At 39.3% G+C, this 24,879-nt stretch carries 22 protein-coding genes; 13 read left to right on the plus strand and 9 right to left on the minus strand.

Features of this window, described 5'->3' with window-relative positions; all coding sequences use genetic code 11:
• Positions 1 to 12 precede the first annotated feature (12 nt).
• On the minus strand, positions 13 to 951 hold the full coding sequence (locus D7029_RS16460; RefSeq protein ID WP_088494515.1) for an FAD-binding protein: 939 nt from the start codon (positions 949 to 951) through the stop codon (positions 13 to 15).
• An 11-nt stretch (positions 952 to 962) separates the two neighbouring features.
• Entirely contained in the window at positions 963 to 1,736 is a 774-nt protein-coding gene (locus tag D7029_RS16465) for an electron transfer flavoprotein FixA (protein WP_194951268.1), read from the minus strand.
• Between the two features lie 600 nt (positions 1,737 to 2,336).
• Here D7029_RS16465 and caiT point away from each other — a divergent pair.
• The 6 genes from caiT to caiE all read left to right on the plus strand — a co-directional run bounded on the left by caiT (position 2,337) and on the right by caiE (position 9,451).
• Positions 2,337 to 3,851 (plus strand): L-carnitine/gamma-butyrobetaine antiporter, encoded by a 1,515-nt coding sequence (gene caiT, locus D7029_RS16470; RefSeq protein ID WP_194951269.1) that lies wholly within the window; start codon positions 2,337 to 2,339, stop codon positions 3,849 to 3,851.
• 41 nt (positions 3,852 to 3,892) lie between these two features.
• Positions 3,893 to 5,035 (plus strand): crotonobetainyl-CoA dehydrogenase, encoded by a 1,143-nt coding sequence (caiA, locus tag D7029_RS16475; RefSeq protein WP_023582983.1) that lies wholly within the window; start codon positions 3,893 to 3,895, stop codon positions 5,033 to 5,035.
• Positions 5,036 to 5,104: 69 nt separating this feature from the next.
• A complete protein-coding gene (gene caiB / locus D7029_RS16480; RefSeq protein WP_088494512.1) occupies positions 5,105 to 6,325 on the plus strand; it encodes an L-carnitine CoA-transferase in 1,221 nt (406 codons plus the stop codon).
• A gap of 74 nt (positions 6,326 to 6,399) precedes the next feature.
• Positions 6,400 to 7,956 (plus strand): crotonobetaine/carnitine-CoA ligase, encoded by a 1,557-nt coding sequence (gene caiC / locus D7029_RS16485; protein ID WP_194951270.1) that lies wholly within the window; start codon positions 6,400 to 6,402, stop codon positions 7,954 to 7,956.
• Positions 7,957 to 8,032: 76 nt separating this feature from the next.
• On the plus strand, positions 8,033 to 8,818 hold the full coding sequence (gene caiD, locus D7029_RS16490) for a crotonobetainyl-CoA hydratase (RefSeq protein WP_088494510.1): 786 nt from the start codon (positions 8,033 to 8,035) through the stop codon (positions 8,816 to 8,818).
• A gap of 39 nt (positions 8,819 to 8,857) precedes the next feature.
• Positions 8,858 to 9,451, plus strand: a complete 594-nt coding sequence (gene caiE, locus D7029_RS16495; RefSeq protein WP_165122290.1) for a carnitine operon protein CaiE — start codon at positions 8,858 to 8,860, stop codon at positions 9,449 to 9,451.
• Positions 9,452 to 9,524: 73 nt separating this feature from the next.
• On the opposite strand, the gene caiF is transcribed toward caiE, so the two are convergent.
• The 4 genes from caiF to D7029_RS16515 form a co-directional block, all read right to left on the minus strand.
• Positions 9,525 to 9,917 (minus strand): carnitine metabolism transcriptional regulator CaiF, encoded by a 393-nt coding sequence (gene caiF / locus D7029_RS16500; protein ID WP_088494508.1) that lies wholly within the window; start codon positions 9,915 to 9,917, stop codon positions 9,525 to 9,527.
• A gap of 816 nt (positions 9,918 to 10,733) precedes the next feature.
• Complete coding sequence (fsa, locus tag D7029_RS16505) at positions 10,734 to 11,396, minus strand: fructose-6-phosphate aldolase (RefSeq protein ID WP_194951271.1); 663 nt, start codon at positions 11,394 to 11,396, stop codon at positions 10,734 to 10,736.
• Positions 11,397 to 11,686: 290 nt separating this feature from the next.
• Positions 11,687 to 12,298, minus strand: coding sequence for a lytic polysaccharide monooxygenase (locus D7029_RS16510; protein ID WP_194951272.1), 612 nt, complete (start codon positions 12,296 to 12,298; stop codon positions 11,687 to 11,689).
• Positions 12,299 to 12,623: 325 nt separating this feature from the next.
• Positions 12,624 to 13,079, minus strand: coding sequence for a regulatory protein RecX (locus tag D7029_RS16515; RefSeq protein ID WP_194951273.1), 456 nt, complete (start codon positions 13,077 to 13,079; stop codon positions 12,624 to 12,626).
• Positions 13,080 to 13,435: 356 nt separating this feature from the next.
• Here D7029_RS16515 and D7029_RS16520 point away from each other — a divergent pair, with 356 nt between their 5' ends.
• From D7029_RS16520 to D7029_RS16550, 7 genes are all read left to right on the plus strand, one after another.
• Positions 13,436 to 14,425, plus strand: coding sequence for a hypothetical protein (locus D7029_RS16520; protein ID WP_194951274.1), 990 nt, complete (start codon positions 13,436 to 13,438; stop codon positions 14,423 to 14,425).
• Positions 14,425 to 15,567, plus strand: a complete 1,143-nt coding sequence (locus D7029_RS16525) for a BamA/TamA family outer membrane protein (protein WP_194951275.1) — start codon at positions 14,425 to 14,427, stop codon at positions 15,565 to 15,567. The genes D7029_RS16520 and D7029_RS16525 overlap by 1 nt, the downstream gene beginning before the upstream one ends.
• Positions 15,567 to 16,721 (plus strand): DUF4056 domain-containing protein, encoded by a 1,155-nt coding sequence (locus D7029_RS16530; protein WP_194951276.1) that lies wholly within the window; start codon positions 15,567 to 15,569, stop codon positions 16,719 to 16,721. Before D7029_RS16525 ends, D7029_RS16530 begins: the two co-directional genes overlap by 1 nt.
• A 275-nt stretch (positions 16,722 to 16,996) precedes the next feature.
• Complete coding sequence (locus D7029_RS16535) at positions 16,997 to 17,791, plus strand: protein bax (RefSeq protein ID WP_194951277.1); 795 nt, start codon at positions 16,997 to 16,999, stop codon at positions 17,789 to 17,791.
• A 163-nt stretch (positions 17,792 to 17,954) separates the two neighbouring features.
• Positions 17,955 to 19,373: an MBOAT family O-acyltransferase gene (locus D7029_RS16540; RefSeq protein ID WP_194951278.1), complete on the plus strand. Its 1,419-nt coding sequence runs from the start codon at positions 17,955 to 17,957 to the stop codon at positions 19,371 to 19,373.
• Complete coding sequence (locus tag D7029_RS16545; protein ID WP_194951279.1) at positions 19,360 to 20,562, plus strand: GDSL-type esterase/lipase family protein; 1,203 nt, start codon at positions 19,360 to 19,362, stop codon at positions 20,560 to 20,562. The genes D7029_RS16540 and D7029_RS16545 overlap by 14 nt, the downstream gene beginning before the upstream one ends.
• Positions 20,537 to 21,769: an SGNH/GDSL hydrolase family protein gene (locus D7029_RS16550; RefSeq protein ID WP_194951280.1), complete on the plus strand. Its 1,233-nt coding sequence runs from the start codon at positions 20,537 to 20,539 to the stop codon at positions 21,767 to 21,769. Before D7029_RS16545 ends, D7029_RS16550 begins: the two co-directional genes overlap by 26 nt.
• Before the next feature lie 69 nt (positions 21,770 to 21,838).
• Here D7029_RS16550 and D7029_RS16555 read toward each other — a convergent pair whose 3' ends face one another.
• From D7029_RS16555 to gntK, 3 genes are all read right to left on the minus strand, one after another.
• A complete protein-coding gene (locus D7029_RS16555; protein WP_194951281.1) occupies positions 21,839 to 22,777 on the minus strand; it encodes a methyl-accepting chemotaxis protein in 939 nt (312 codons plus the stop codon).
• Positions 22,778 to 22,927: 150 nt separating this feature from the next.
• Entirely contained in the window at positions 22,928 to 24,265 is a 1,338-nt protein-coding gene (gene gntU / locus D7029_RS16560; RefSeq protein WP_088494488.1) for a gluconate transporter, read from the minus strand.
• Positions 24,262 to 24,816: a gluconokinase gene (gene gntK, locus D7029_RS16565; RefSeq protein WP_194951282.1), complete on the minus strand. Its 555-nt coding sequence runs from the start codon at positions 24,814 to 24,816 to the stop codon at positions 24,262 to 24,264. Before gntK ends, gntU begins: the two co-directional genes overlap by 4 nt.
• Between the last annotated feature and the right edge of the window lie 63 nt (positions 24,817 to 24,879).

A 24,879-nucleotide genomic window follows, 5' to 3' on the forward strand; every position in this document is an offset into this window, starting at 1 on the left:
TGCTTAAATAAATCAGTTAGATAATTGACGAGTTAATGCAGGTAAAATCTTCATTAAATCACCGACAATGCCGTAGTCAGCGAATTGGAAGATAGGTGCATTTTTGTCTTTATTAATAGCAACTATGGTTTGTGCGCCATTAGCGCCGACCATATGTTGAATTTGTCCTGAAATACCGGCAGCTAAATAGAGTTCAGGTTTTAGCATCAGGTTAGAAATACCGACATAACGCTCGTGTTCCATCCACTTCTCATTTTCAGCAACAGGGCGAGAACAAGCGATTTCAGCACCAATGGCTTTCGCTAACTCTTCTGCAATGGCGATATTCTCTTTGCTACCAATACCGCGACCGACGCTGACAACAAAGCGCGCTTTATCTAAATCAACCGCATTGATTGCGCGTGGTTGAACTGAATTGCGAACGATGGTTTGAGCTGGAGCAATCCATGCGACTTTTTGTGCATTACCCGTAGCACCAGTTTCTGGTGCAACATCAAAAGCACCCACGCTTGCAGTTACCACACAATAAGGGGTTTTCAGCGTTTCATCACCAAAGGCAAGACCACCATAAACCATGTGTTTTGCCACTAATGCATCACCATCTGCCTTTAAAGATTGCGCGTCGTTAGAAACGACCGCGTCTAAACGGTGACCTAAACGTGCAGCTAATAATTTTCCGCGACGTGTATTAGGCAGTAGCACTAAACCTGCATCACCTTTTTGTTTGATGGTTTCAACCATGCTCTGTGCATAGTCTTCGATAATGCGATCGTCAGGTTTACCTTCTAATTGGAAAACCTCTGTTGCCCCTAATTTAAAAGCAGCAACGCTTTGTTCATCATTCAATGTAAATACATTGATAGATTGCCCTAATGAAGAAGCGCCACCCACTAATTCTGGTAAACGGGAAAGTGCATCACTAAATACCCAAACAGTTGAAAATTGGCTCATAACTCCCCCTATTACTTAAGAATTTTACGTAAATGTTCTGCCAACTCAGCAATCTGATCATCGCCATCACCTTCAATAATGATGCGTTGACGCACTTTCTGTTTCGGCGCTGCCACTGTTTGCTCTGAACGCGCAGTCATCGCATCCAAACCAAGATCGGCAACACTCCATTGCTGAACAGGTTTCTTGGCAGCGCCAAGAATGGCTTTCATCGAAGGAATTTGAGGTGTGTTAATGTCGGTAGAAACCGCGATAACAGCAGGTAATGGAATAGTCAGTGTTTCGATTTCATTTTCTAATTCACGCTCAACCGTAATTGAGTCATTAGAAAGAGAAACAATTTTGTTAATACCATTGATTGCAGGAATATTTAAAAATTCACCCACCAGCAAGCTAACTTGTTGTGAGCTAAGATCCGCAGAGCCATCACCGCAAAGAATTAAGTCGTAACCTTTTTTAGTCGCAGCCGCCGCCAGCGCAACCGCTGTTTGGTAAGGTAAAGAGGCTTCAAGTTGGTCATCAACCACAACCACGAGTTCGTCAGCACCACGAGAAAGAACGTCTTTACGTGCTTTCGCGTTTGTCAGTGCTTTACCACCAACACTCATTGCCGTGATTTGAATGCCATCAAGTTGAGTCTTAAGCTGATTAGCAGCTTCAATCGCATTTAAATCATATTGGCTGATTTTGGTGTTAGCACGAGAAAAATCCAGCGAACTATCTGCGCTATTTACCGTAATATCCTGCTCGTCGGGAACACTCTTGTAACATGTAATAATATTCATTACATCTCCTGAAATTAATAAACAATGTCATTTGCTCTGGCAATGTAATATAGAATTAACACAATTAAGAGATTAAAAAATTAAACCTAGGTCACCAATATTGAACATTACTAAATAAAGAATGGATAGGTTTCAATATTGCTAAACATATCACCAATATTGAAATTAGTTTTAATTGAAGTGAACAACTTTCAATATTGCTACATCGATCAACAATATTGAACATAATAAAGATAATGGTATTTAACGTTCAATATTGCCACCAAGATCAACAATATTGAAAGACGGAATATAACAACCCTATTACATACAAGACGATAGATATAATTATCAATTAGTTACAATGAAAACGAAACGTTATAAAACGTAACATAAAATCGACAAAAAGAATAGTGTGAAGTAAATAACAGAATGGATTTCTTATAATATCCATTATTCATCATCATTAATCGATTTGTGGATTAGCCAATAAGTTTATTTATCTATTATGATGAAACACCAATAGACGAAATACTCATAAATAAACTCAAATGCTTTATTAGATATTAGGAATTAACACTACTTAAACTTCTGCGTTAAATATATTTGGAAAATTTACCTATGAGCAAAGATAATAAAAAGGCAGGAATAGAACCGAAGGTTTTTTTTCCGCCATTAATCATTGTTGGTATTTTATGCTGGCTAACGGTACGTGATCTTGACGCTTCAAATGAAGTGATTAATGCCGTATTCAGCTATGTTACCAATGTCTGGGGTTGGGCCTTCGAATGGTACATGGTCATTATGTTCGGGGGTTGGTTTTGGTTAGTCTTCGGTCGTTATGCCAATAAACGCCTAGGAGAAGATAAACCTGAATTTAGTACCGCAAGCTGGATCTTTATGATGTTTGCGTCTTGTACATCAGCAGCCGTCCTCTTCTGGGGTTCGATTGAAATATACTACTATATTTCAAGCCCTCCTTTTGGGATGGAAGCTTACTCAACTCAAGCTAAAGAAATTGGTCTTGCTTACAGCTTGTTCCACTGGGGTCCTTTACCTTGGGCAACTTATAGTTTCCTTTCTGTTGCATTCGCTTACTTCTTCTTTGTTCGCAAAATGGAAGTTATCCGTCCAAGTAGTACCTTAACCCCATTAATCGGTGAAAAACACGTTAATGGGATCGTCGGAACCATTATTGATAACTTCTATCTTGTTGCTTTAATTCTGGCAATGGGGACTAGCCTTGGTTTAGCAACACCGTTAGTGACTGAATGTATTCAATACTTATTTGGTATTCCTCATACCCTGCAATTAGATGCCATCATTATCACTTGCTGGATCTTATTAAACGCAATTTGCGTGGCATTCGGTCTGCAAAAAGGGGTGAAAATCGCCAGTGATATTCGTACTTACCTAAGCTTCTTAATGCTGGGTTGGGTATTTATCGTTGGTGGTGCGAGCTTTATCGTCAATTACTTCACAGACTCTGTTGGTACATTGATGATGTATATGCCTCGTATGCTGTTCTATACAGACCCAATCGGTAAAGGTGGATTCCCTCAAGGTTGGACGGTCTTCTATTGGGCATGGTGGGTTATTTATGCCATCCAAATGAGTATCTTCTTAGCACGTATCTCTAAAGGCCGTACTGTTCGTGAATTATGTTTAGGGATGGTTTCAGGTTTAACCGCAGGGACTTGGTTAATCTGGACAATCCTTGGTGGTAACACCTTACAACTGATTGACCAAAACATTCTCAACATTCCACAACTGATTGAACAATACGGTGTACCTCGCGCAATCATCGAAACATGGGCGGCATTACCGTTGAGCACAGCGACAATGTGGGGCTTCTTTATCCTCTGCTTTATTGCCACTGTCACCTTAATTAACGCCTGTTCTTACACACTAGCAATGTCCACTTGTCGCTCTATGAAGGAAGGCTCTGAGCCACCTTTATTAGTGCGTATCGGCTGGTCTGTGCTGGTCGGTGTTATCGGCATCATTCTGCTCGCACTTGGCGGTTTAAAACCAATTCAAACCGCCATTATTGCTGGAGGATGCCCACTATTTTTCGTCAATATCATGGTCACCTTGTCCTTTATTAAAGATGCCAAAGTACATTGGAAAGACTGATCCGCTATACGCAAAGAATGACATATTAAGAGGTTATTAACATGGATTTTAGATTGAATGATGAGCAGGAACTGTTTGTTGACGGTGTCCGCGAATTAATGGCCAGTGAAAACTGGGAAGCTTATTTCGCACAGTGTGATCGCGAAAGTAAATACCCTGAACGTTTTGTCAAAGCCTTAGCGGATATGGAAATTGACAATTTGCTTATCCCTGAAGAACACGGTGGCTTAAATGCAGGTTTTGTTACTGTTGCTGCAATCTGGATGGAATTAGGTCGCTTAGGTGCGCCAACTTACGTGCTTTATCAATTACCGGGTGGATTTAACACCGTCTTGCGTGAAGGGACTCAAGAGCAAATTGATAAAATTATGGCGTTCCGTGGTACAGGTAAACAGATGTGGAACTCTGCTATCACAGAACCCGGTGCAGGCTCTGACGTAGGTAGCTTACAAACTACTTATACTCGTAAAGATGGCAAAGTTTACCTCAATGGTAGCAAATGCTTTATCACCAGTAGTGCCTATACCCCTTACGTTGTTGTGATGAGCCGTGACTCAGCATCTCCAGATAAACCTATCTTCACGGAATGGTTTGTGGATATGAGCAAACCGGGTATCAAAGTAAACAAGTTAGAAAAACTGGGTTTACGTATGGATAGCTGCTGTGAAATCACTTTCGACAACGTTGAACTTGAAGAAAAAGACATGTTTGGTCGTGAAGGTAACGGCTTTAACCGTGTGAAAGAAGAGTTCGACCACGAGCGTTTCTTAGTGGCTCTTACTAACTACGGTACAGCAATGTGTGCATTTGAAGATGCAGCGCGTTATGCCAACCAACGTGTGCAATTTGGTGAAGCAATTGGTCGCTTCCAACTTATTCAAGAAAAATTTGCTCATATGGCGATCAAACTCAATTCAATGCGCAACATGTTATATGAAACTGCATGGAAGAGTGACAACAACTTAATCACTTCCGGTGATGCAGCTATGTGTAAATACTTCTGTGCAAATGCGGCGTTTGAAGTGGTTGATAGTGCAATGCAAGTGCTTGGTGGTGTCGGTATTGCTGGCGAGCACCGTATTTCTCGTTTCTGGCGTGACCTTCGTGTTGACCGTGTATCTGGTGGTTCTGATGAAATGCAGATCCTGACATTAGGACGTTCAGTACTTAAACAGTATCGCTAATTAATCACGAATAACTCTCTCATCCAATGATGAGAGAGTTTTCACTCAGACCACTTACGAGGTGACGCTATGACAGAACATTTACCAATGCCACAATTCGGCCCACTTTCAGGGGTTCGTGTTGTGTTTTCAGGAATTGAAATTGCAGGGCCATTCGCAGGACAAATGTTCGCAGAATGGGGAGCTGAAGTGATTTGGATTGAAAACGTTGCATGGGCTGACACCATTCGCGTTCAACCTCACTACCCTCAACTTTCTCGCCGTAATCTTCATGCACTATCGTTAAATATCTTTAAAGACGAAGGTCGTGATGCGTTCCTAAAATTAATGGAAACAACCGACATCTTTATCGAAGCGAGTAAAGGTCCAGCCTTTGCACGTCGCGGTATTACGGATGAAGTATTATGGGAACATAACCCTAAATTAGTTATCGCTCATTTATCTGGTTTTGGTCAGTATGGCGATCCGCAATACACCAACTTACCCGCTTATAACACCATTGCTCAGGCTTTCAGTGGTTACCTTATTCAAAACGGTGACAAAGATCAGCCAATGCCTGCCTTCCCTTATACCGCAGACTATTTCTCAGGGATGACCGCAACCACTTCTGCGTTAGCGGCACTGTATAAAGTTCAACAAACAGGGAAAGGCGAAAGTATTGATATTGCTATGTATGAAGTGATGTTACGTATGGGGCAATACTTCATGATGGACTATTTCAATGGCGGCGAAATCTGCCCTCGTATGACAAAAGGGAAAGATCCGTACTATGCAGGCTGTGGGCTTTACCGTTGCCAAGATGGTTATATCGTGATGGAAGTTGTTGGTATCACTCAAATTCAAGAAATCTTCAAAGATATCGGACTTGCTCATCTGCTTGGTACACCTGAAGTGCCTGAAGGCACTCAACTTATTCACCGTATTAATTGCCCTCATGGTCAATTATTTGAAGACAAATTAGATGAATGGTTAGCTAAGCAACCCATCACAGAAGTACTTAAACGTCTTTCAGAACTCAATATTGCCAGCGCTAAAGTGCTGACTATTCCAGAGCTTGAAGACAATCCGCAATATGTCGCGCGTGAATCGATTACCGAATGGCAAACCATGAATGGCGAAACCTGTAAAGGGCCGAATGTAATGCCTAAATTTAAAAATAATCCGGGAAAAATCTGGCGTGGAATGCCATCTCACGGCATGGACACTAATGCGATTTTGAAAAACATCGGTTATAGCGACGAACAAATCAGGGGGCTGGTCGATAAGGGACTGGCTAAAATCGTAAAGTAACACTGTAAAATTCAGGCGTTGTATAGGCATAAAACACGTCTGAATTTACAGCAAAAGAATAGGGTAACAGTTTAATGGATGTGATTGGCAAACAAAACTTACGTCAGATGTGGGATGATTTGGCAGAGGTTTATGGTACAAAAACAGCGCTAATTTTTGAATCCGCACAAGGACACGTGAGACAATTTAGCTACAGTGAATTAAATGAAGAGATAAATAGAACTGCAAATCTTTTTCATGCTGGTGGCATAAAAAAAGGCGATCACGTTGCCTTACATCTTGATAACTGTCCTGAATTTTTCTTTTGCTGGTTTGGCTTGGCAAAAATTGGCGCTGTTATGGTGCCAATTAATGCGCGCTTTATGTATGAAGAGAGCGCATGGATAATCAATCACTGCCAAGCCCATTACGTGGTCACTCGCGATAATTTCTATCCTATTTACCAACCTATGTTGCAGGATGAACAATGCCCTTTAACGCAACTGTTTTTAATAACAGAAAACAGTCTGCCTGCTGAAAAAGGCGTTATCGACTTTTTAAAAGAGAAAGCCAAGCACCCTGTTACGCTTAATCATCACACACCATTAAGTGTGGATGACACTGCTGAAATTCTTTTTACCTCAGGAACAACTTCTCAACCTAAAGGCGTAGTTATCACACACTATAACCTACGCTTTGCGGGTTATTACTCATCATGGCAAAACGCACTACGTGAAGACGACGTTTATCTTACGGTTATGCCAGCTTTTCATATTGACTGCCAATGCACAGCATCACTCGCCGCATTTTCTGTGGGTGCCACCTTTGTATTGTTAGAAAAATACAGTGCCAGAGCCTTTTGGAAACAGATCCTTAAATACCAAGCAACGGTCGCGGAATGTATTCCAATGATGATGAGAACCTTAATGGCGCAACCTGTTTCATCAGAAGAAAAGCAGCACAAATTACGTGAAGTGATGTTTTATCTCAATCTTGCCGATGAAGAAAAAGATGCCTTCCTTGAACGCTTTAACGTGCGATTACTCACCTCTTATGGCATGACAGAAACCATTGTAGGTTTAATTGGTGACAGACCTGGCGATAAACGCCGTTGGCCATCAATTGGTAGACCCGGTTTCTGCTATCAAGCTCAAATCAGAGACAAACAAAACAACGAAGTCCCTGATGGGGTTGTAGGTGAAATTTGCGTAAAAGGCGAACCCGGGAAAACCATTTTTAAAGAGTATTACAACCGACCTGATGCCACTGCAAAAGCATTAGAGCCTGATGGTTGGTTACATACTGGCGATTATGGTTATCGTGACGATGAAGGCTTTTTCTATTTCGTTGATCGCAGTTGCAATATGATCAAACGCGGTGGCGAGAATGTCTCTTGTGTTGAGATTGAAAATATCATTTCTTCACATCCTAAAATTCAAGATGTGGCTGTAATTGGTGTACCTGACAATATTCGTGATGAAGCGATAAAAGCGTTTGTTGTACTGGTTGAAAATGAAACCTTGAGTGAAGAAGAGTTCTTCCATTTCTGTGAGCAAAATATGGCGAAATTCAAAGTCCCTTCTGAAGTTGAATTTAGAGACGGCTTGCCTCGTAACTGCTCAGGAAAAGTGATTAAAAAGCATTTGAAATAAGGCATAGGTAGGTTTAACCACAAATTAATAACCTCAATCATAAATGCTTATTTTTGATGACGAAAAGGAATACAACATGAGCCAGTCATTACACCTAACAACTCGTGGTTCAGTACTTGAAATTGTATTAGACAGACCAAAAGCAAATGCTATTGATGCGAAAACAAGCCATGAAATGGGCGAAGTTTTTCTCCGTTTTCGTGATGATCCAAGCTTACGTGTCGCGATTATTACAGGTGCAGGAGAACGCTTTTTCTCTGCGGGATGGGATTTAAAAGCCGCGGCTGAAGGCGAAGCACCTGATGCTGACTTTGGTGCTGGTGGTTTTGCCGGTTTAACTGAGCTTTTCAATCTGGATAAGCCTGTCATTGCGGCGGTTAACGGCTATGCTTTTGGTGGTGGCTTTGAATTAGCACTCGCCGCCGACATGATGGTGTGTTCAGACAATGCTTCTTTTGCTTTGCCTGAAGCGCAGTTAGGTATTGTACCTGACAGTGGCGGTGTTCTGCGTTTACCTAAACGTTTACCACCCGCTATCGTCAACGAAATGCTGATGACAGGTCGTCGCATGAATGCTGACGAAGCACTGCGTTGGGGTATTGCAAACCGTGTTGTCAGCTCCGCTGAACTTATGGACAGCGCACGTGAACTTGCAGACCAAATTGCCAACAGTGCCCCACTGGCTGTAGCGGCATTAAAAGAGATTTATCGTGCCACTAGCGAACTTTCCATTGAAGAGGGTTATAAGCTCATGCGCAGTGGTGTGCTAAAACATTACCCAAGTGTTTTACATTCAGAAGACGCCACAGAAGGCCCATTAGCCTTTGCTGAAAAACGCGCACCTGAGTGGAAAGGCCGGTAGTTATCGTTAATCTCGATAATACAACAAAGAGGAAAACTGATGAGTATCTACGCGTTTGAAGGTCTTATTCCTGTAGTTCATCCAACAGCTTATGTTCATCCATCTGCTGTATTAATTGGTGATGTGATTATCGGTGCAGGTGTTTATATCGGCCCATTTGCATCACTCAGAGGGGATTATGGGCGCTTGATTGTTGAAGCAGGTGCTAACCTTCAAGACGGTTGTATCATGCACGGTTATACCGATATGGATACCATTGTTAGAGAAAATGGACATATTGGACACGGTGCAATTCTTCATAGTTGTATTATCGGGCGTGACAGTTTAGTGGGTATGAATAGCGTGATTATGGATGGTGCAGTGATTGGCGAAGAAAGTATTGTTGCCGCGATGAGCTTTGTGAAAGCAGGCTTTCAAGGACAACCTCGGCAAATGCTGATTGGTAGCCCTGCAAAACATGTGCGGGATATTACTGATAATGACATGGAATGGAAGCGTATGAACACACGCGAATATCAAGACTTGGCGGTTCGTTGTCGCCAAAGCTTAGTTGAAACCACGCCATTAACTGCACCAGAACCTAATCGCCCACGTTTGCGTGGTACAACAGATGTAAAGCCGAAAGGTCAGTAACAAACTACGACAGGCGTTGCGAGCGCCTGTCGTCATTATTCAATTTGTTTAGTATGAAACGAAGTCACGTAAATTAGCGACGTTGAGATTTTGACAACATCCATTGCCATTTTTGCTCATGGTTCAATCCATGAGGGATCATCGCCGCTAATTTTTCAGGAGAACTTTGACTACTTTTTTCTTGAATATGGCCTTTTAAACGTGAATAGACTTGAGGATCAATATGACTGACTTTGATCATCCGTTGACACTGACAGCCTCTACCTTCTAGTTGGTTAGGAACACTTTTCGTTTCACACTCAATCTCTTTTACATCAGAAAGAATGTAAGAAACGATATTAATTGCGTTGCATTGAGGAATATCGAATTTTTTTGCGATTTCCTTTGCACTTACCCAACGTTCTTGCTCTTGAACCCAATCAGCAATTGACAGATAGAGTGGCTTACTCATGTATTCTTCACACATAATTACTCCAATATCACAAATGAAATTTATTTATCACTAAATAAAGATAATAACTATATATGTTAATTATCATTGCACCGCGGAGTATCGGTTTTCCCTGTTAATTTGATAAGTTAACAAACCCATCAAAATAATACTTAGTTTATTTTTAACAACCAAACCCTTTAATTAACACACCCGTCACAATTTATTATTTTGTTATTAAAGCCAAAGTAATAACAATTAAACCGAGTAAAAACAAAAAATTAATTAAATATTAAAATATAAAATACACTTTTAAAAACAGAATTTATCACATTGATTTTAAAAGCATTTCAATCAACAAAATAAAAAAGAAATAGATTATATTAATAATCCATTTATAGACTAAGATTATAGTAATAGATTTTAATTTAGATTGCCAGAAAGGTGGCTTATTATTAGATGTAAATCAATAATCGTTTACCTTCACTTTCTGATATGACCATAAAAAATTCATTAGAAAAATTAAAGATTAAATAGAATGATAGGAAAGGATTTAATTTTAATACTCGTTTATCTATTATATTGTCAATAATCCACCCAGATAATAATAGTTATAAATCATGTATCTATAATATAATTCTATAAAATTAGCTAAAATAGGCAGATGATCACTCTATTTAAAATCACTAATAAAAGAAGATTATTTCAATAAAACTTGTCTATTTATTTTTATTTAAAAATAATGAAATAATATTTCAAATAAGACTCATTCACGCTTATCTCAAATAAAAATCAATTAAGCGCTATATAAATAGAATAGCGCTTGATCATATAACGTCTAAGTAGATCCTACTAAAGAAAGCGACGATCAAATGCAGTTTGCCAATCATCAGCAAATCTATTTACCGCATCATCTACAACCGGAGAACGAATAATAGAGTAAGCAAGCTCAATCGGTAATGTCACCGAAGAAGCGCCTGCTAATAAACAATCGACAACTTGTCGTGGTGTTTTAAAACTCGCCGCTAGGATTTTTGTGGGTAAATTATGCATCGTAATCAGAGTTTGTAATTCTTTTACCACTCTTACACCATCAGAGCCTTGTCTATCCATTCGATGCACATAAGGGGCAATATAATCCGCGCCAGCTAATGCTGCCATTAATCCTTGTGAGACACTGTAAATAGCAGTACCCAATACCAGCATATTTTTTTGCTTTAATTGTTTAATAGCGACAAGCCCTGCTTCTGTAACCGGAATTTTAATCACGGTATTATCTGCAATATTTCCGATACGTAATGCTTCTTCAATCATGGTATCGACATCACTGGCAATGACCTGTGCAAATACGCGACCTTTACCGCCCATAGCTGCTTTTAATTCAGGTAGTAACGTTTCAATATTTTGTGCCGATTTAGCAATAATAGACGGATTGGTGGTGACACCTGCAATAGGAAGAACTTGAGAGAGTTTTCTGACTTCTTCGATATCCGCTGTATCTAAATAAATTTCCATAATCGCGCCTCAATAATGTTGGTTTTTAAGCTAAATAATTATAGGTATAGATTAGAAAGTAGCATTGTGAGCGAGGGATTTCTAGTAGAATCAATAAAAATAGCGCCCGAGCAAAGGCGCTATTAATTAAATAACGATAATAAATAGTCATGTTTTTATTTAATAAAAAACATTAGCACTGTTCCAAATTTAGAATTCAGATTTACTATCTATTTATAACTTAAAATAAATAAGATTAATTACAATACAATTATTGATATTAAATAATTTATTACATTGAGTTAAATGGATTATTTTTTAAAATCAGCATCAATGACTTGATAAAATGCATTGCCTGTATCTGCAATATTCCAAACGCCTAAAATAACCTGATAACCTGAACGTTCGGGTATATTACAATTTAATTCTACGGTTTCTGTTGGTATTTTCCCATTATCATTTTGTTGACAAAATGGTGTTAAATCAAAATCAGCACGAGTCAGTGGCTTATTTACATCCCACTCTGGTTTGGTAATAAAGAATTGCCATGAAGCTGTACTGTGTTTAGCGGTTAATGTCCATTTAAAGGTATTTTCGCCACTTTTCATTGCCACTTTATGCCAGCGATCAGCACTTTGTACATTTAAAGCAGAAAAAGCCTCTTTTCCACCACTAGCAATTTGACCATCAGCAGGTCCATCGTTAGGAAAGCCTTTTGTCCCTTCAATTGATTGAGGTTCATACTGTATTGGACCACAATTTTTATTTAAATTTTTCCCTTTTGCTGAACAAAGGAAAGCTCTGCTCGGAGGGACATCAATATAACCATGTTTTAACGTCACATCAGCTGACGCTGTTGAAATAAAACCCGCTGATGATAATAATAATGTTGCAGTGAATACCATAAGTTTATTTTTCTTCATAATAAATCCTCATAATTATTAATAAGTATTTTTAAATATAATGATTGAATAAATCACAATATATATTAGTCAAAAAAAGATAATTAAATATTCATTTATTTATATTTGTGAGCGATATCGCTATTTAATTTAATATCAAAGCGAGAATAAAACACCATATTAATATTAATTAGATGATGATATTTTACTGGAATAATAAATAAAATTAACTTCTTAATATTATTAAGAATAAAAAAGAAGTTGTAAATAAACAATTAAATAGAATATTTACGAACTTCTTAATTATTAAGATAAATTTCATCATAAAAATCTTGCAATAAAAAAGTTAAAACAGCGCATTGATATAATCCGAGGTAAACCCACGATATTGCAGATAACGAATTTGCTTGGCTCTCTCTTTAAAATCTTTGGGTTTAGCTGTACCGAATTTTTTCTCTTTCAGATCTTGGCAGAGTGCGTACCAATCAGTGTCTGTTTCTTCTAATACACGTTCAATAATTTCGCTAGGAAATCCTTTTAGACGTAACTCTTGGCGAATACGTAACGGCCCATAGGATTTATTTAAATAACTACGAAAAAAACTATAAATGGTGCGACTGTCATCAAGGTACTGGCTTTCAAGCAAACGTTCGATCACTTGAGGTAAGCATTCAGGTGCAGTCGGTGAGTCTTTCTCGGTTTCGCGAATTCGGCGTTCGATACGACGTTGCAGTTCGCTTGTACTGTAATCACGACGAGATAGCATAAAAATAGCGTACTGATAAAGCTCTTGATAGGTCATAACGTTCCTTTATTAAAAGAGTCCATATAAAGCAACTATTATCATAACGGTTTATCACCGAAATAGCTTATTTCGATGTTAATTTCATCAGTAATAGGGAGAGTAATAAAACAGTAATAATTAAAAGAAGAATTATCATTCTCTTTTATAATTTTAATCGACTAGTTTTATTAAGGTTTTCTTAGGAGAAATAGGGATATTAACTTAATAATCCCTTAATAATACTATAATAATGCGAAATGCAAGCATCAATTACTGTATATCGCACTTATAGCTGGTGACCATCAATTAGAAAAAGATTAGAATTTTCCGCTACTCTTTTACTACTTACTTTTTTAATTTCCTGTGGGTTATGTATGAACTTTTCCAATTTAAATAAGGTGGTATTAACCGCCTCTCTTCTTGCGACTGGCTTTTCTTACGCGGATAGCGATCGCCCAATGCTTTCTTTAAGTGTTAGCCAATCCGGTGGTACTGCTTTAAATAATGAAGGTTCATTAGATACTCGTACCCCAGCAAGCCAATCTCGTGTTTTACCTATTTGGGGCGATGAAGCTCGTGCCCGCGGTTATGATATTCCAGAGCCATTTGGCGCTAGCTATAGCTATATGAATCTACGCCAAGATATTATTGTGGATAAAATTGGTTTTATCATGCCAGAAAACCCCGAAACAGCAAAAGCACTAAAAATAGATGCTGGTCATACTCGTGAAAAAAGTGAAACCCATATGCTGAAACTTGATAGCTGGGTCTTTCCATTTTTAAATGTTTATGGACTGTATGGGAAAACCAAAGGAACATCCAATACCACATTAGCGGGCGGTAGTTTAGGTCCTATCTCATTAGATGGGCTACTTAAAGATAAGCCGTTTAAATTGGATTTTGAAGGTAAAACTTATGGTGCTGGTTTTACTTTAGCGGGTGGTTATAACCAATTTTTTACTACTTTTGACTTAAACTACACAAAAACTAATTTAGATATTTTAGACGGTGATATTAAAGCGTTAATAATCTCACCTCGAGTGGGTTATGAGTTTGTTTTTGAGCCTTTAATATCAGGTCAAGGTAATACTAAATTACAAGTTTGGACAGGTGCGATGTACCAAGATATTACCCAACGCTTTAAAGGAGATATTAATGGATTAAATCTCCCACCAGATTTTGCTGGTTTTATTGAAGCAATGGGTGATCCTAATATGAAATTCGATGTTGAACAGCATCTTGCTCATAAATGGAACCAAACTGTGGGTGCTCGTTTAGAAGTGACTCGTAATTTTAATGTGATCACTGAGCTTGGTTTCAACAACCGTAATAGCTTCTTTGTTTCAGGTGAGTTCCGTTTTTAATGGTTAAATACCCTTTTATTTTTGGGCTGGCATTTGCCAGCCTATTTATTTCGCATACAGCACAAGCACAACTCTTCCCCGATAGACAACAAATAGACCAATGGCTAGTTGGATTAGGGGGAGAAAATAACTTTGACCGCAGTAAAACTATCGACTGGGGCGTATTACCAGGCCCATTTTATACGCCAGAGCTAGAATTGGGTGTAGGCATCGCCCTTGTTGGTCTTTATCAAGCCGATAGTCGCCCTGATAGCAAAATCTCGTCTCTCTCATTAAGTGGCTTTGGTTCATCAACCGGTGCTTTTGGCATGAACTTTAACAACTACACTTATCTGGCTGATGATACTTGGCGCTTTTATCTCACAGGAACATTAAATAATGTCCCTACCAATTATTGGGGTGAGGGTTATCACGAAGGACGTGTAAAAGATCATTTCGGCGAATTTCGCTCTCAAGAATTGCGTCTAACGCCCACGTTACTGCGCCAAATTACCAAAAACACCTATATAGGATTAGGGTGGGATTACTCCAACCTACAAGCCGCTGCCCCAGATAATCCCTTTAAAGACTATATGAAGGCACGTGATTTACCTTTGCGTTCAACTAGTTCAGGAATAACAGTTCGATTTACTTACGATAGTCGCGATTTTTTACCGAACGCTTATCAAGGTCAGGCTTTTGATATCAGCTATACCCATTACTCACCAGATACGGGCAGTAATAATCGTTTTAATGCGACACAGATACAATATAACTACTATTATCCCTTAAGTGATAATGCGGTATTAGCATTTGATAATTATGCCCGTTTCACATCAGGTGATGTGCCTTGGAGCCAATTATCTAAACTGAGTAATGGACAGCAAATGCGAGGCTATTACGAAGGGCGATATCAAGATAATCACGTATTTTCAACTCAATTAGAGTACCGCCAAAAACTCGATTGGCGTCATGGCATTGCACTTTGGGTTGGTGGTGGTACGTTAAGCGACCAAGCGCGTGATTTAGGTAAAGGTCATTGGCTACCGAGTGTTGGTGTGGGTTATCGATTTGAATTTAAACCACGTATGAATGTACGTCTCGATTTTGGTATAGGTAAAGAAAGTACAGGATTCTATTTTCAAGTAGGTGAAGCATTTTGATGTTTAAGCGGTTTCTTTTTATCAACACCATTGTCTTCTTCTTATTTATTGCAGGTTGCACTCAAGTCATACCTGTTAAATCTCTACACGCCAATCTTGATAGTGTTACCCACGAAGAAGCAACACAACTTTGGCAAACACCCGAACCGTTAACGGCACCCAATGGCTTAAGACCTTGTTGTGCCTTTGGTTACGACTTAAAAGTTAAAGCGTTTGAAATCCCTATTCCGTTCTATCGTATTGATAACGTTGTTGAGGCCTCAGCATTGGGTAATCATCGTTATAACGATAGTTTTTGGCTAGGTACAGGCGCAGTATTGGGCTTAGGAAGTGAAAAATCAGGCTTAATTTATTCTCATAAAGGGGGATTTCTTGATATCGCCCATATTCGTGATACCGCGGATTACACTTATTATCTCTTTAGCCATATCTATCCAAAATTAGGACAAGAGTGGACGCTAACGTTAAGTGATGAGTTGGCACAACGTAAAATCCGCTTTAATGCATTCACACCACCTAAAAATGAATTAGAACGTTATACCTTAAGTGCCTATCTTGCTGCACACCTCGGTTATCGCCTTGCGGTATGGCATGAAATTGCACAATGGTATGGTTTTCGCTCTGTACCCGGTTTTTCAGAAGGTATCTCTGCATTTTCACCCGAAGATCTCTATTCCAATTTAATTGGAGCAAGGCTTTCTCTTACACTTATTTTAAAGGGTCATGCCACCAGCCTTGAGCAATATAATCAATCAATGCAGGGCATTATTCCTTCCGCACTTTATCAGTTAGAGGCTCAACCCCGCCAATTAACGCAACAATGGTTTGATGTGATTGATGGACAATGGTGGGATAGTCAGCAACGAGTCCCCGATAAATTCTTAGTTTTACTGCGTGATTATCATATCTCAGACCAACGGTATCCGGTGTTACCTTTTGAGGAAATAACAGCCCCTCACTACCTCACTTTACCTAGTGCTTATTCTGGTTACGTTTTAGAACAATTAGCAGAATTTCAGCTTTGGCCAACAAAGGAAATGGGAAATTTACCGCACCCTAAAACCTACTGGCGTGAAGCGGATTTCACTGATTTAACAGAAAAAGCGCGTGAAATTGATAATAAAACTAGACCAAAAACAACAAAAATTGACTAAATAACAAACAAAATTGACACATTAAAAACGCTTAATTTTACTAAATTTAGGTTAAGTCACCGCTTTTGTCATAAGATAAATTTAAGTTTACGATAAAAAAGCACTTTTTGTTAAAGGAAAAAAGCGATTATAAAACGAGGCTTTCCAGTAAATCTTATACATTTATTTAACAAATCACTCGTAGTTATCCTAATGTGAGACGATATTTTGTAGATATGAAAAAAGTAATTTGCTAGTATTCGTTCGATTTTTATCCAGTTAAACGAGGAGAAGCAATGCCCTCTCAATTGATGAGGACAAGTGCCGTCTTCGCTTTCTTGATTTCACTACTATTTACTGGTGTAAGCTTTGCTTCAACCAGTACCGGCAGTTCCCAGATGCTGCAGGCGTATTCTTTCAAAAGCACGTCAACACCGTTGCCAGATTTGAAAAAATACCCTTCGGGAACACAGCGTAAGAAAGCGTTTTTAAATGTCATAGTTCCTATTATTGACAATGTTAATAATAAGATTTTGAGAGATCGTGAGTGGTTAACCGCTCAACGTAAAGCCCAGCACTGGGGCAGCGCAGATTTGAAAAAATTGCGTGAAATCTGTCAATACTATGGTGTTACATGTACCAGCCCGAAAAAAGTAAATTGGGATTCTTTATTAACTCGCGTTGACATTATTCCGACACACTTTGTCGCAACGCAAGCTGCAACGGAATCTGGCTGGGGAACATCGAAGTTGGCACAACAAAATAACAATCTATTCGGTATGCGATGTGGGAGTCAGTCTTGCAATAACGTTCCAGGGAAAACCAAAGGCTATGCAGCCTACCCTGATATTGAAGGCTCAGTGATTGCTTATATGCGTAATCTTAATACGCACCGCGCCTATAATTCATTGCGCTCCTCAAGAGCACAGCAAAGAATGACGCAGCAACAACTCGACTCTCGCCAGTTAATCACTGACTTGAAAGGTTACTCAGAATTGGGTTCAAGTTATAACGATTATCTGACCGAAATGTTCGACTCAAATAAAAAGCTGATCACTCAAGTTCAGTTGCAGTCGAAGCAAGATAGCTAAGCTTTAACAAGCTTTCATCTGACAAAAAGCCACTTTTCTTTCTAGAGAAAAGTGGCTTTTATTTATTACAAGATAATCTTTTGATTGAAAGCCTGCTTAGAATTCATAATATATGGGGTAACACGTTTGGTATGACTTTTAAATCACACCCTTAGAGCCCTTTATGAATTTTTTTTCATTCGAGTTTCTCGGAGCCTTTGTTAGCTTTTTTGTTCTATACTGGCTCTTCCAAAAGCACGTCAAGATCCAAAATATTCTACTGATAACAGTCAGTTATGCTTTTCTCTTTTATGCGGATTATCGTCCTGCGATTATCTTATTAAGTTACACGCTCTTTATTTATTTACTGGCGAATATATTAACTAAATACACGTCCTCTAAAGTCATATACTGGCTATTAGGGTTATTAGTTGCGGTCTATTTTACTGCCTTTAAATATTACTCATTCTTCCAAGAAACGCTGACACAAGCATTCCAGCAATGGGGACTCAGTATTGAGCTGCCTCTTATTGAGTTGCTTGCGCCACTAGGACTCTCTTTCTATATTTTCCATTCAGTTAGTTATGTCGTTTCTGTTTGCCGAAAAGAGATCCCTAAAGCACCGTTTTTAGATGTCGTTCTTTATCTATGCTTTTTCCCAAGCATAGTTGCGGGGCCGATTAATCGCGCTAAAGAATTTCTTCCACAAATTCAGGCTCCAACCCGAAAAATCATTGATTATAAAGGGGCGATAATGCTGATTGTTTTAGCTATCGCAAAACTCTTTTGGTTAAGTGGTTGGTTTTCAACAAACTATGTTGATCCGGTATTTAACGCGCCTGATTTAGCGCAAAGTGGGCAAGTGCTGACGGCGGTTTATGCCTATGCATGGCATATCTATTTTAATTTCTCTGGTTATACCAATCTTGTTACAGGTATTGCCTTATTACTGGGCTTTGTTGTCCCTCGCAACTTTAATGCGCCTTATTTAGCGATAAACTTAGCTGATTTCTGGCGTCGCTGGCACATCAGTTTATCTACCTTTATTCGTGATTACGTCTATATTCCTTTAGGGGGTAATCGTAAAGGAGTGATTAGACAAAACTTTAATGCCTTTGCCGCGATGGTAATTTCTGGATTATGGCACGGTGCTGCTATGACCTTTATTATTTGGGGTGCTATTCACGGAATTGGTGTGGTGTTATTAAATATTAAACACCGTCTCTTCCCTGTGAAGAAAAATACCCCACCAAGCGCGTTATCGTCATTGAATATGTTGTTGTCATGGATAATTACTTTCCACTTTGTTTGCTTTGCTTGGATATTTTTCCGCAGTCAAACCGTGGGAGATGCTTTTGTTTTAATACAGCAACTCTTTAGTGTGGGTGCTTGGGCGTCATTACAAGCTGAAGGCTTAACCCTCTTTATGTTCTGGGGACTTTTCTTACTTTACCCTTGCTTTGTAACATTAAGGGATATTGTGGCTCGTCTTGAGAAAAGAGTGCCGTGGTATGTTTATCCGCTACCACTTGCGTTGATCCTCACGATTATTTTCATGTTGTCTCCAGATGGGGTGCCAGGATTTATTTATGCCAGCTTTTGATTTCTGCTCAAACTTAAAAAAGACAGCAAAAGTTGCCTTAATGGTGCTATTCAGCACACTCTTTCTGATTTGGCTAAACCAAACATCACTAGAGCGTTTTTGGCAACAACAATATCATCGCCCTGCACCTTGGTCTGGACTTTCTCACTATTATGCTTGGCAAGTGGGTGGACAACTGCGTGATGGCGTATTCGTTGCAATAGAAAGCTATGGAGATTACCTACAAGTTAATCATCCTGATAATCAGGCTAAACCAATAGTGCAAACCTCAGCTCCTGAGCAGCTTCCTGAAGGCTTTGCTGTTGGCTTACACTTCTTTAATGGGTATACACGACCAGCGACTCAATTAACGCAACGCTTTCCTCAGTTATTAGAGCGCAAGCAGGCAATGGGTGGGTTACCTTACCATTCTGTTACAGACGTGTCTGATGCCGCATTAGAAGCCTTAAAACCTATCGTTCAAAAAACAGAAATTATCTTATCACCAGAAGATAAAGTGTTATTTGCGGGCGATTCAATGATGCAAGGTGTTGCACCTTTACTTAAACGTCAACTGCAAACGGATTACAACATCAGCAGTATCGATTTAAGTAAACAAAGTACAGGACTTGCCTATCCACGCTTTTTCAATTGGCCACAAACTATTGCGACACGCTTAGCCAATGACGACTCCATCAAATTATTAGTGGTCTTTTTAGGCCCTAACGATCCTTGGGATATGCCGCCTGATGGCGGAGGACGCTACTTAAAATTTGCCAGTGAAGCATGGGAATCTACCTACCGATCACGTATTGCAGGCATTATAGAAAATGCAAGACAGAATAATGTCACGGTGATTTGGGTTGGTCCCCCTAATATGCGTAAACAGAAGTTATCTGAAGGTATGGCATATCTTGATAAACTTTACCGCGAAGAAGCTGAGAAAATGGGCGAAATTTACCTTTCCGTCAATGATATGTTTAAATATGAGAAAGATATTTATTCTGATTATATGGGCGATGGTAGCAGTCGTGTTAAGTTAAGAGCCGGTGATGGCATTCATTTTAGCTTAAAAGGTCAGCAAATTATTGCTCAACACGTATTCTCACGTATTCATCTTCAAGAAGAAATTAAAGAAGATAATGCAGTCGATGATGTAAAAGATAAAACTACGGTTATTGTAAATGAAACAAATAACGCACATCCTTGAGCGTAAAACGTTAGTCAGTAGCTCAATTATACTGGCTCTAGTTTCACTCTTAGTTGCTTGTAACCAAGACACTGAAAAAACAGTGAAGCTCCCCACACCAACAGTATTACCTGCTGATGGTTCAAGACAGCTTTACAATTATCACGATCCTCACTTTGCGGGCTTTGTTAAGAAATTACAGCAAGGTCGCCAAACTGTGCATATTGTTCAGTTAGGGGATTCCCATACTGCAGCTGATTTTTTCAGTGGTAAGTTGCGTGAACGTTTTCAGGCAGACTATGGTAATGGCGGTATTGGTTTTATTCCTCCGACGAATATCGCAGGTCAACGTATTGCAAACGTACAATACCAGAGTGACAAAAAAGCATGGACACTGCTTTCAAGCAGAAAAGATAGCGATCCTGATTTCCCATTAGGGGGTTTTATTAGTGAACCTCAAGCTAAATGGGCAAAATTACAGTTATCTGAAAATCCAGTAACTCAGCAGCGCTATCAGTTACAAGCACTTTATAAAACGCCAACGACAGCGCAGGTGAATGTACAGTCATCGACAAGCAAAGTCCTTTCACTGTCACAAACACAAGGTAAATGGCAATTTTCAAATCCGACTGCCATGACATTCCCTGTCAGCATTACCGTTAACAAAAACCAGCCAGTTAAATTAGGTGGTTGGTTGATCACCAATCAACAACCCGGCGTGATGTTATCCTCATTAGGCATTAACGGTGCCACTATTAATATGATGGATAGATGGGGTTCACAGTGGACTGAAACATTAGGACAATTACATCCTGATATGGTGATTTTGGCTTATGGTACAAACGAAGCCTTTAATGACACTTTTGATTTAAGTGCCTATCGCCAGCAGCTTACGGATAAAATTCGCCAAATTCGCCAGCAAGCCCCTAATAGCGCTATTTTATTAATTGGGCCGTCTGACTCAATCAAAAATAAAGAAGCCTCTGACTGTCGTTCACAGCAGCCTCAATGGCTAACTGATATTGTCAGAATTCAAAAAGAAGTCGCCCAACAAGAGAAAACGCTATTCTGGGATTGGCGTGACTATATGGGTGGAGAGTGCTCCATAAAAGCGTGGGCATTGTATGATTTAGCAAGACCTGATGGTGTTCATCTTTCTCGTGAAGGTTATGAAAGCAGTGCCAATACACTTTATAGCCAATTGAACACATTAATGAACAAAGGCTAATCCACTCTTTTCAACACACAAAAAGGAGCTTATCGCTCCTTTTTGTTTTTCTGATTTTTATTTCGCGAATTAGTAACCCACTGAGTTTAATAAAACATCCACATACTTGATAACATCGACACTGGCCTGTTCCATTCGCTCTATATATTGCGTTACTGTTTCTTGATCGCCGTTTATATTAGCGCTTAACGCTAAACGACCACATTCGTGTACTAATTTATGTGGCTCATCTAAACGACGAAAAGCCTCTGTACCTGCAAATTTCCGTCCGTCACCTTGGTAATACCATTTTCCTAATCGACATTCAGTATGTTGATTAACGCAGTGCTCATCATCATTATTTAATAAATGAATATAAATAGCTTCTTTCCATAAAACATGATCAAGTTTGACGGTATTAAAAAATTGCTGCATCGAAATAAAGGTAAAAATATGTTTAAGCTCGCTCGCTTGTTCTGACAATGACGTTAAATTTTGATGCCCTTCTTCAACCTGTATTTTTATTTGTTGAACCTGCTCTTGGTTTTTTTCTGTGGTTTCTTTCACGGGAATAAAGCGAGCACCTAAATTATTATTAATACTGGCAATAGAAGAAGCTTGTTTCTGGATTTCTAATGACAACTTTTTCATCTCTTGGGCTAAGACTGAAAATCCCGCGCCTTCTCGCCCTATATGCCCTGCTTCAATCGCTGAATTTATCGATAAAAGATTCGCCTGACTGGAAAGCCTATCAATATTACTGGCGCTCTCTTTGATTTTTTTTAGCCAACCAGAGAAATTTTCTATCTCTTCTCGGCTATGTGTAAAATGTGTATCAACCTCATTTAAAAATTGAGTTAATAAGCGGGAATTATCCAACATCTTGCTAAATAGATGTTCCATCTCATCGAGCAAATTAAGTTTATCTTGTAGCTTATTGCTTGATGCTAAAATCGAATCACGTATAAGTGTGATTGTGTGAATATTACAATCCGTGTGTTTAATAAAAAGCGAATTATAGTCAACCATAATATGACAACCCCAATGTGCCCACAGAATAAAGAAACCTATAGGTTAATGAGACACGAGGTATTTTCTGTCATATTTGATAGCCATTTATAGCAATGAAAAAAGCGCGTCAAAGGACGCGCTAATAATTTGAAAAATAAAGATTAGATATCAAAGAAATGCGAAGAAAATCATACCGATTACAGCACCGGTTGTGCCAAGAATAGTTTCCATTAATGACCATGTTTTTAAGGTTTGAGCTTCTGTTGCGCCTGTAAATTTACCAAACAACCAGAAACCAGAGTCATTAACGTGACTAAGAATAATAGAGCCACCCGCAATACAAACTGATAATGCAGCCATTTGAGCACCGCTGTAACCCAGTTCATTGATAACAGGTAAAACTAAACCGACAGCAGTTAAACAAGCAACCGTTGCTGAACCTTGAATAACACGCACTGCACCCGCCAGAATAAAACACGCTACTGCGATTGGCATCCCAGCACCAATTAAAGCATTACCCAATGCAGGGCCAACACCAGAATCGACCAGCACTTGTTTAAAGACACCGCCCGCACCTGTGACCAGTAAAATGATCCCCGCAGGTTGGATAGCCGCAGAACAAATCTCCATCACTTTTTCTTTACTCATACCACGGCGGATTGCTAAGCCGTAAATAGCCACTAAACAAGCGACAAGAATAGCGATAAATGGATGACCAACAAATTCAAGAATGTTATACAGCTCTGAACCTTTCTCAACAAAACGCGCACCAATGGTTTTGCATCCCACTAACACTAAAGGTAATAACACCAGTGCAAGGCTGAAACCAAAGGAAGGCATCTTGTTTTGACCTAAACTTGGTTCAGACAAATCTTTTGGTAATTCTAAGGTAACGTAACGGCTGATAAAGTTACCGAAGATAGGACCTGCTAATAACATGCCCGGAATAGCCGCACACAGACCAATTAAGATCATCCAACCAAAATCTGCATTCATTTGGTCAGCTAATAACATTGGTGTTGGCCCCGGTAATAAGAAGGCTGCTGCACCTGCAACACCCGCAAATAAAGGGATCGCCATTTTCACTACATTGCCACCTGTACGGCGAGCAACAGCAAATACAACGCCAATTAATAAAACAACGGCGACATCAAAGAACAGAGGTAGGGCACAAATTAAACCTGCGATACCTAATGCGTAGTTGGCACGTTTCTCACCAAAATACTTTAATAACCGTACTGCGATTTGGTCTAATGCCCCTGTTTCATGCAGCACTTTACCAAACATTGCACCCAGTGCGACAACGATAGAGAGGAAACCTAAAGTACCTCCCATTCCGTTTTGCATGGTTTGTGTGATTTTTTCCAAAGGCATGCCTGAGAAAATACCCGCACCAATCGCAACAATCATTAATGCAATAAAAGCATGTAAGCGTGCATACATAACAAAAAAGAGCAGTAATAAAACAGAGCCAACTGCTGTTAGCACAAGTGTTAATGTACTCATACCGTTTCCCCTTCAAAAGTCCCTTGAGTGACTGAATTTATCTTATTAATTGCACTTTCAATCACATCATCAAGTGGCATTGAAATATCAATTTCATACACATCATTTTCAGCTGTTGTTGGCTCTTCTAGGGTTTCAAATTGAGTTACTAACATTTGAGGTTTAAAGAAGTGCCCTTTACGTGCTTTTAAACGACTTTCAATCAGCTCATAGTCACCTTTTAAATATAAAAAGTGCAGGCATTGATTGCCGTCTCTCAACATATCGCGATACTGTTTTTTCAATGCAGAACAAACAATTAACGAAACACTATTGGTTCTTTGCATTGCAAATGCGGCATCATTTAATGCTTGTAGCCAAGGTTTACGATCTTCATCATTTAAAGCGTGGCCTGATGCCATTTTAGTAATATTTGAGCGAGGATGGAGGAAATCACCGTCCAAAAATGCAGCACCTGTACGTTGTGCTACACCACTTGCGACCGCAGATTTACCGCTGCCTGATACCCCCATTAAGATGAAAACATGGTGTAGGGATTGGGTATCGTTCATAGAATGCTCCTTTAAGGCAGATATTAAGTCTTTCTTGTAATGTTACCCGTAACTGTTACGGGT

This window comes from Proteus vulgaris, from assembly GCF_016647575.1.
GTDB lineage: Bacteria > Pseudomonadota > Gammaproteobacteria > Enterobacterales > Enterobacteriaceae > Proteus > Proteus mirabilis_B.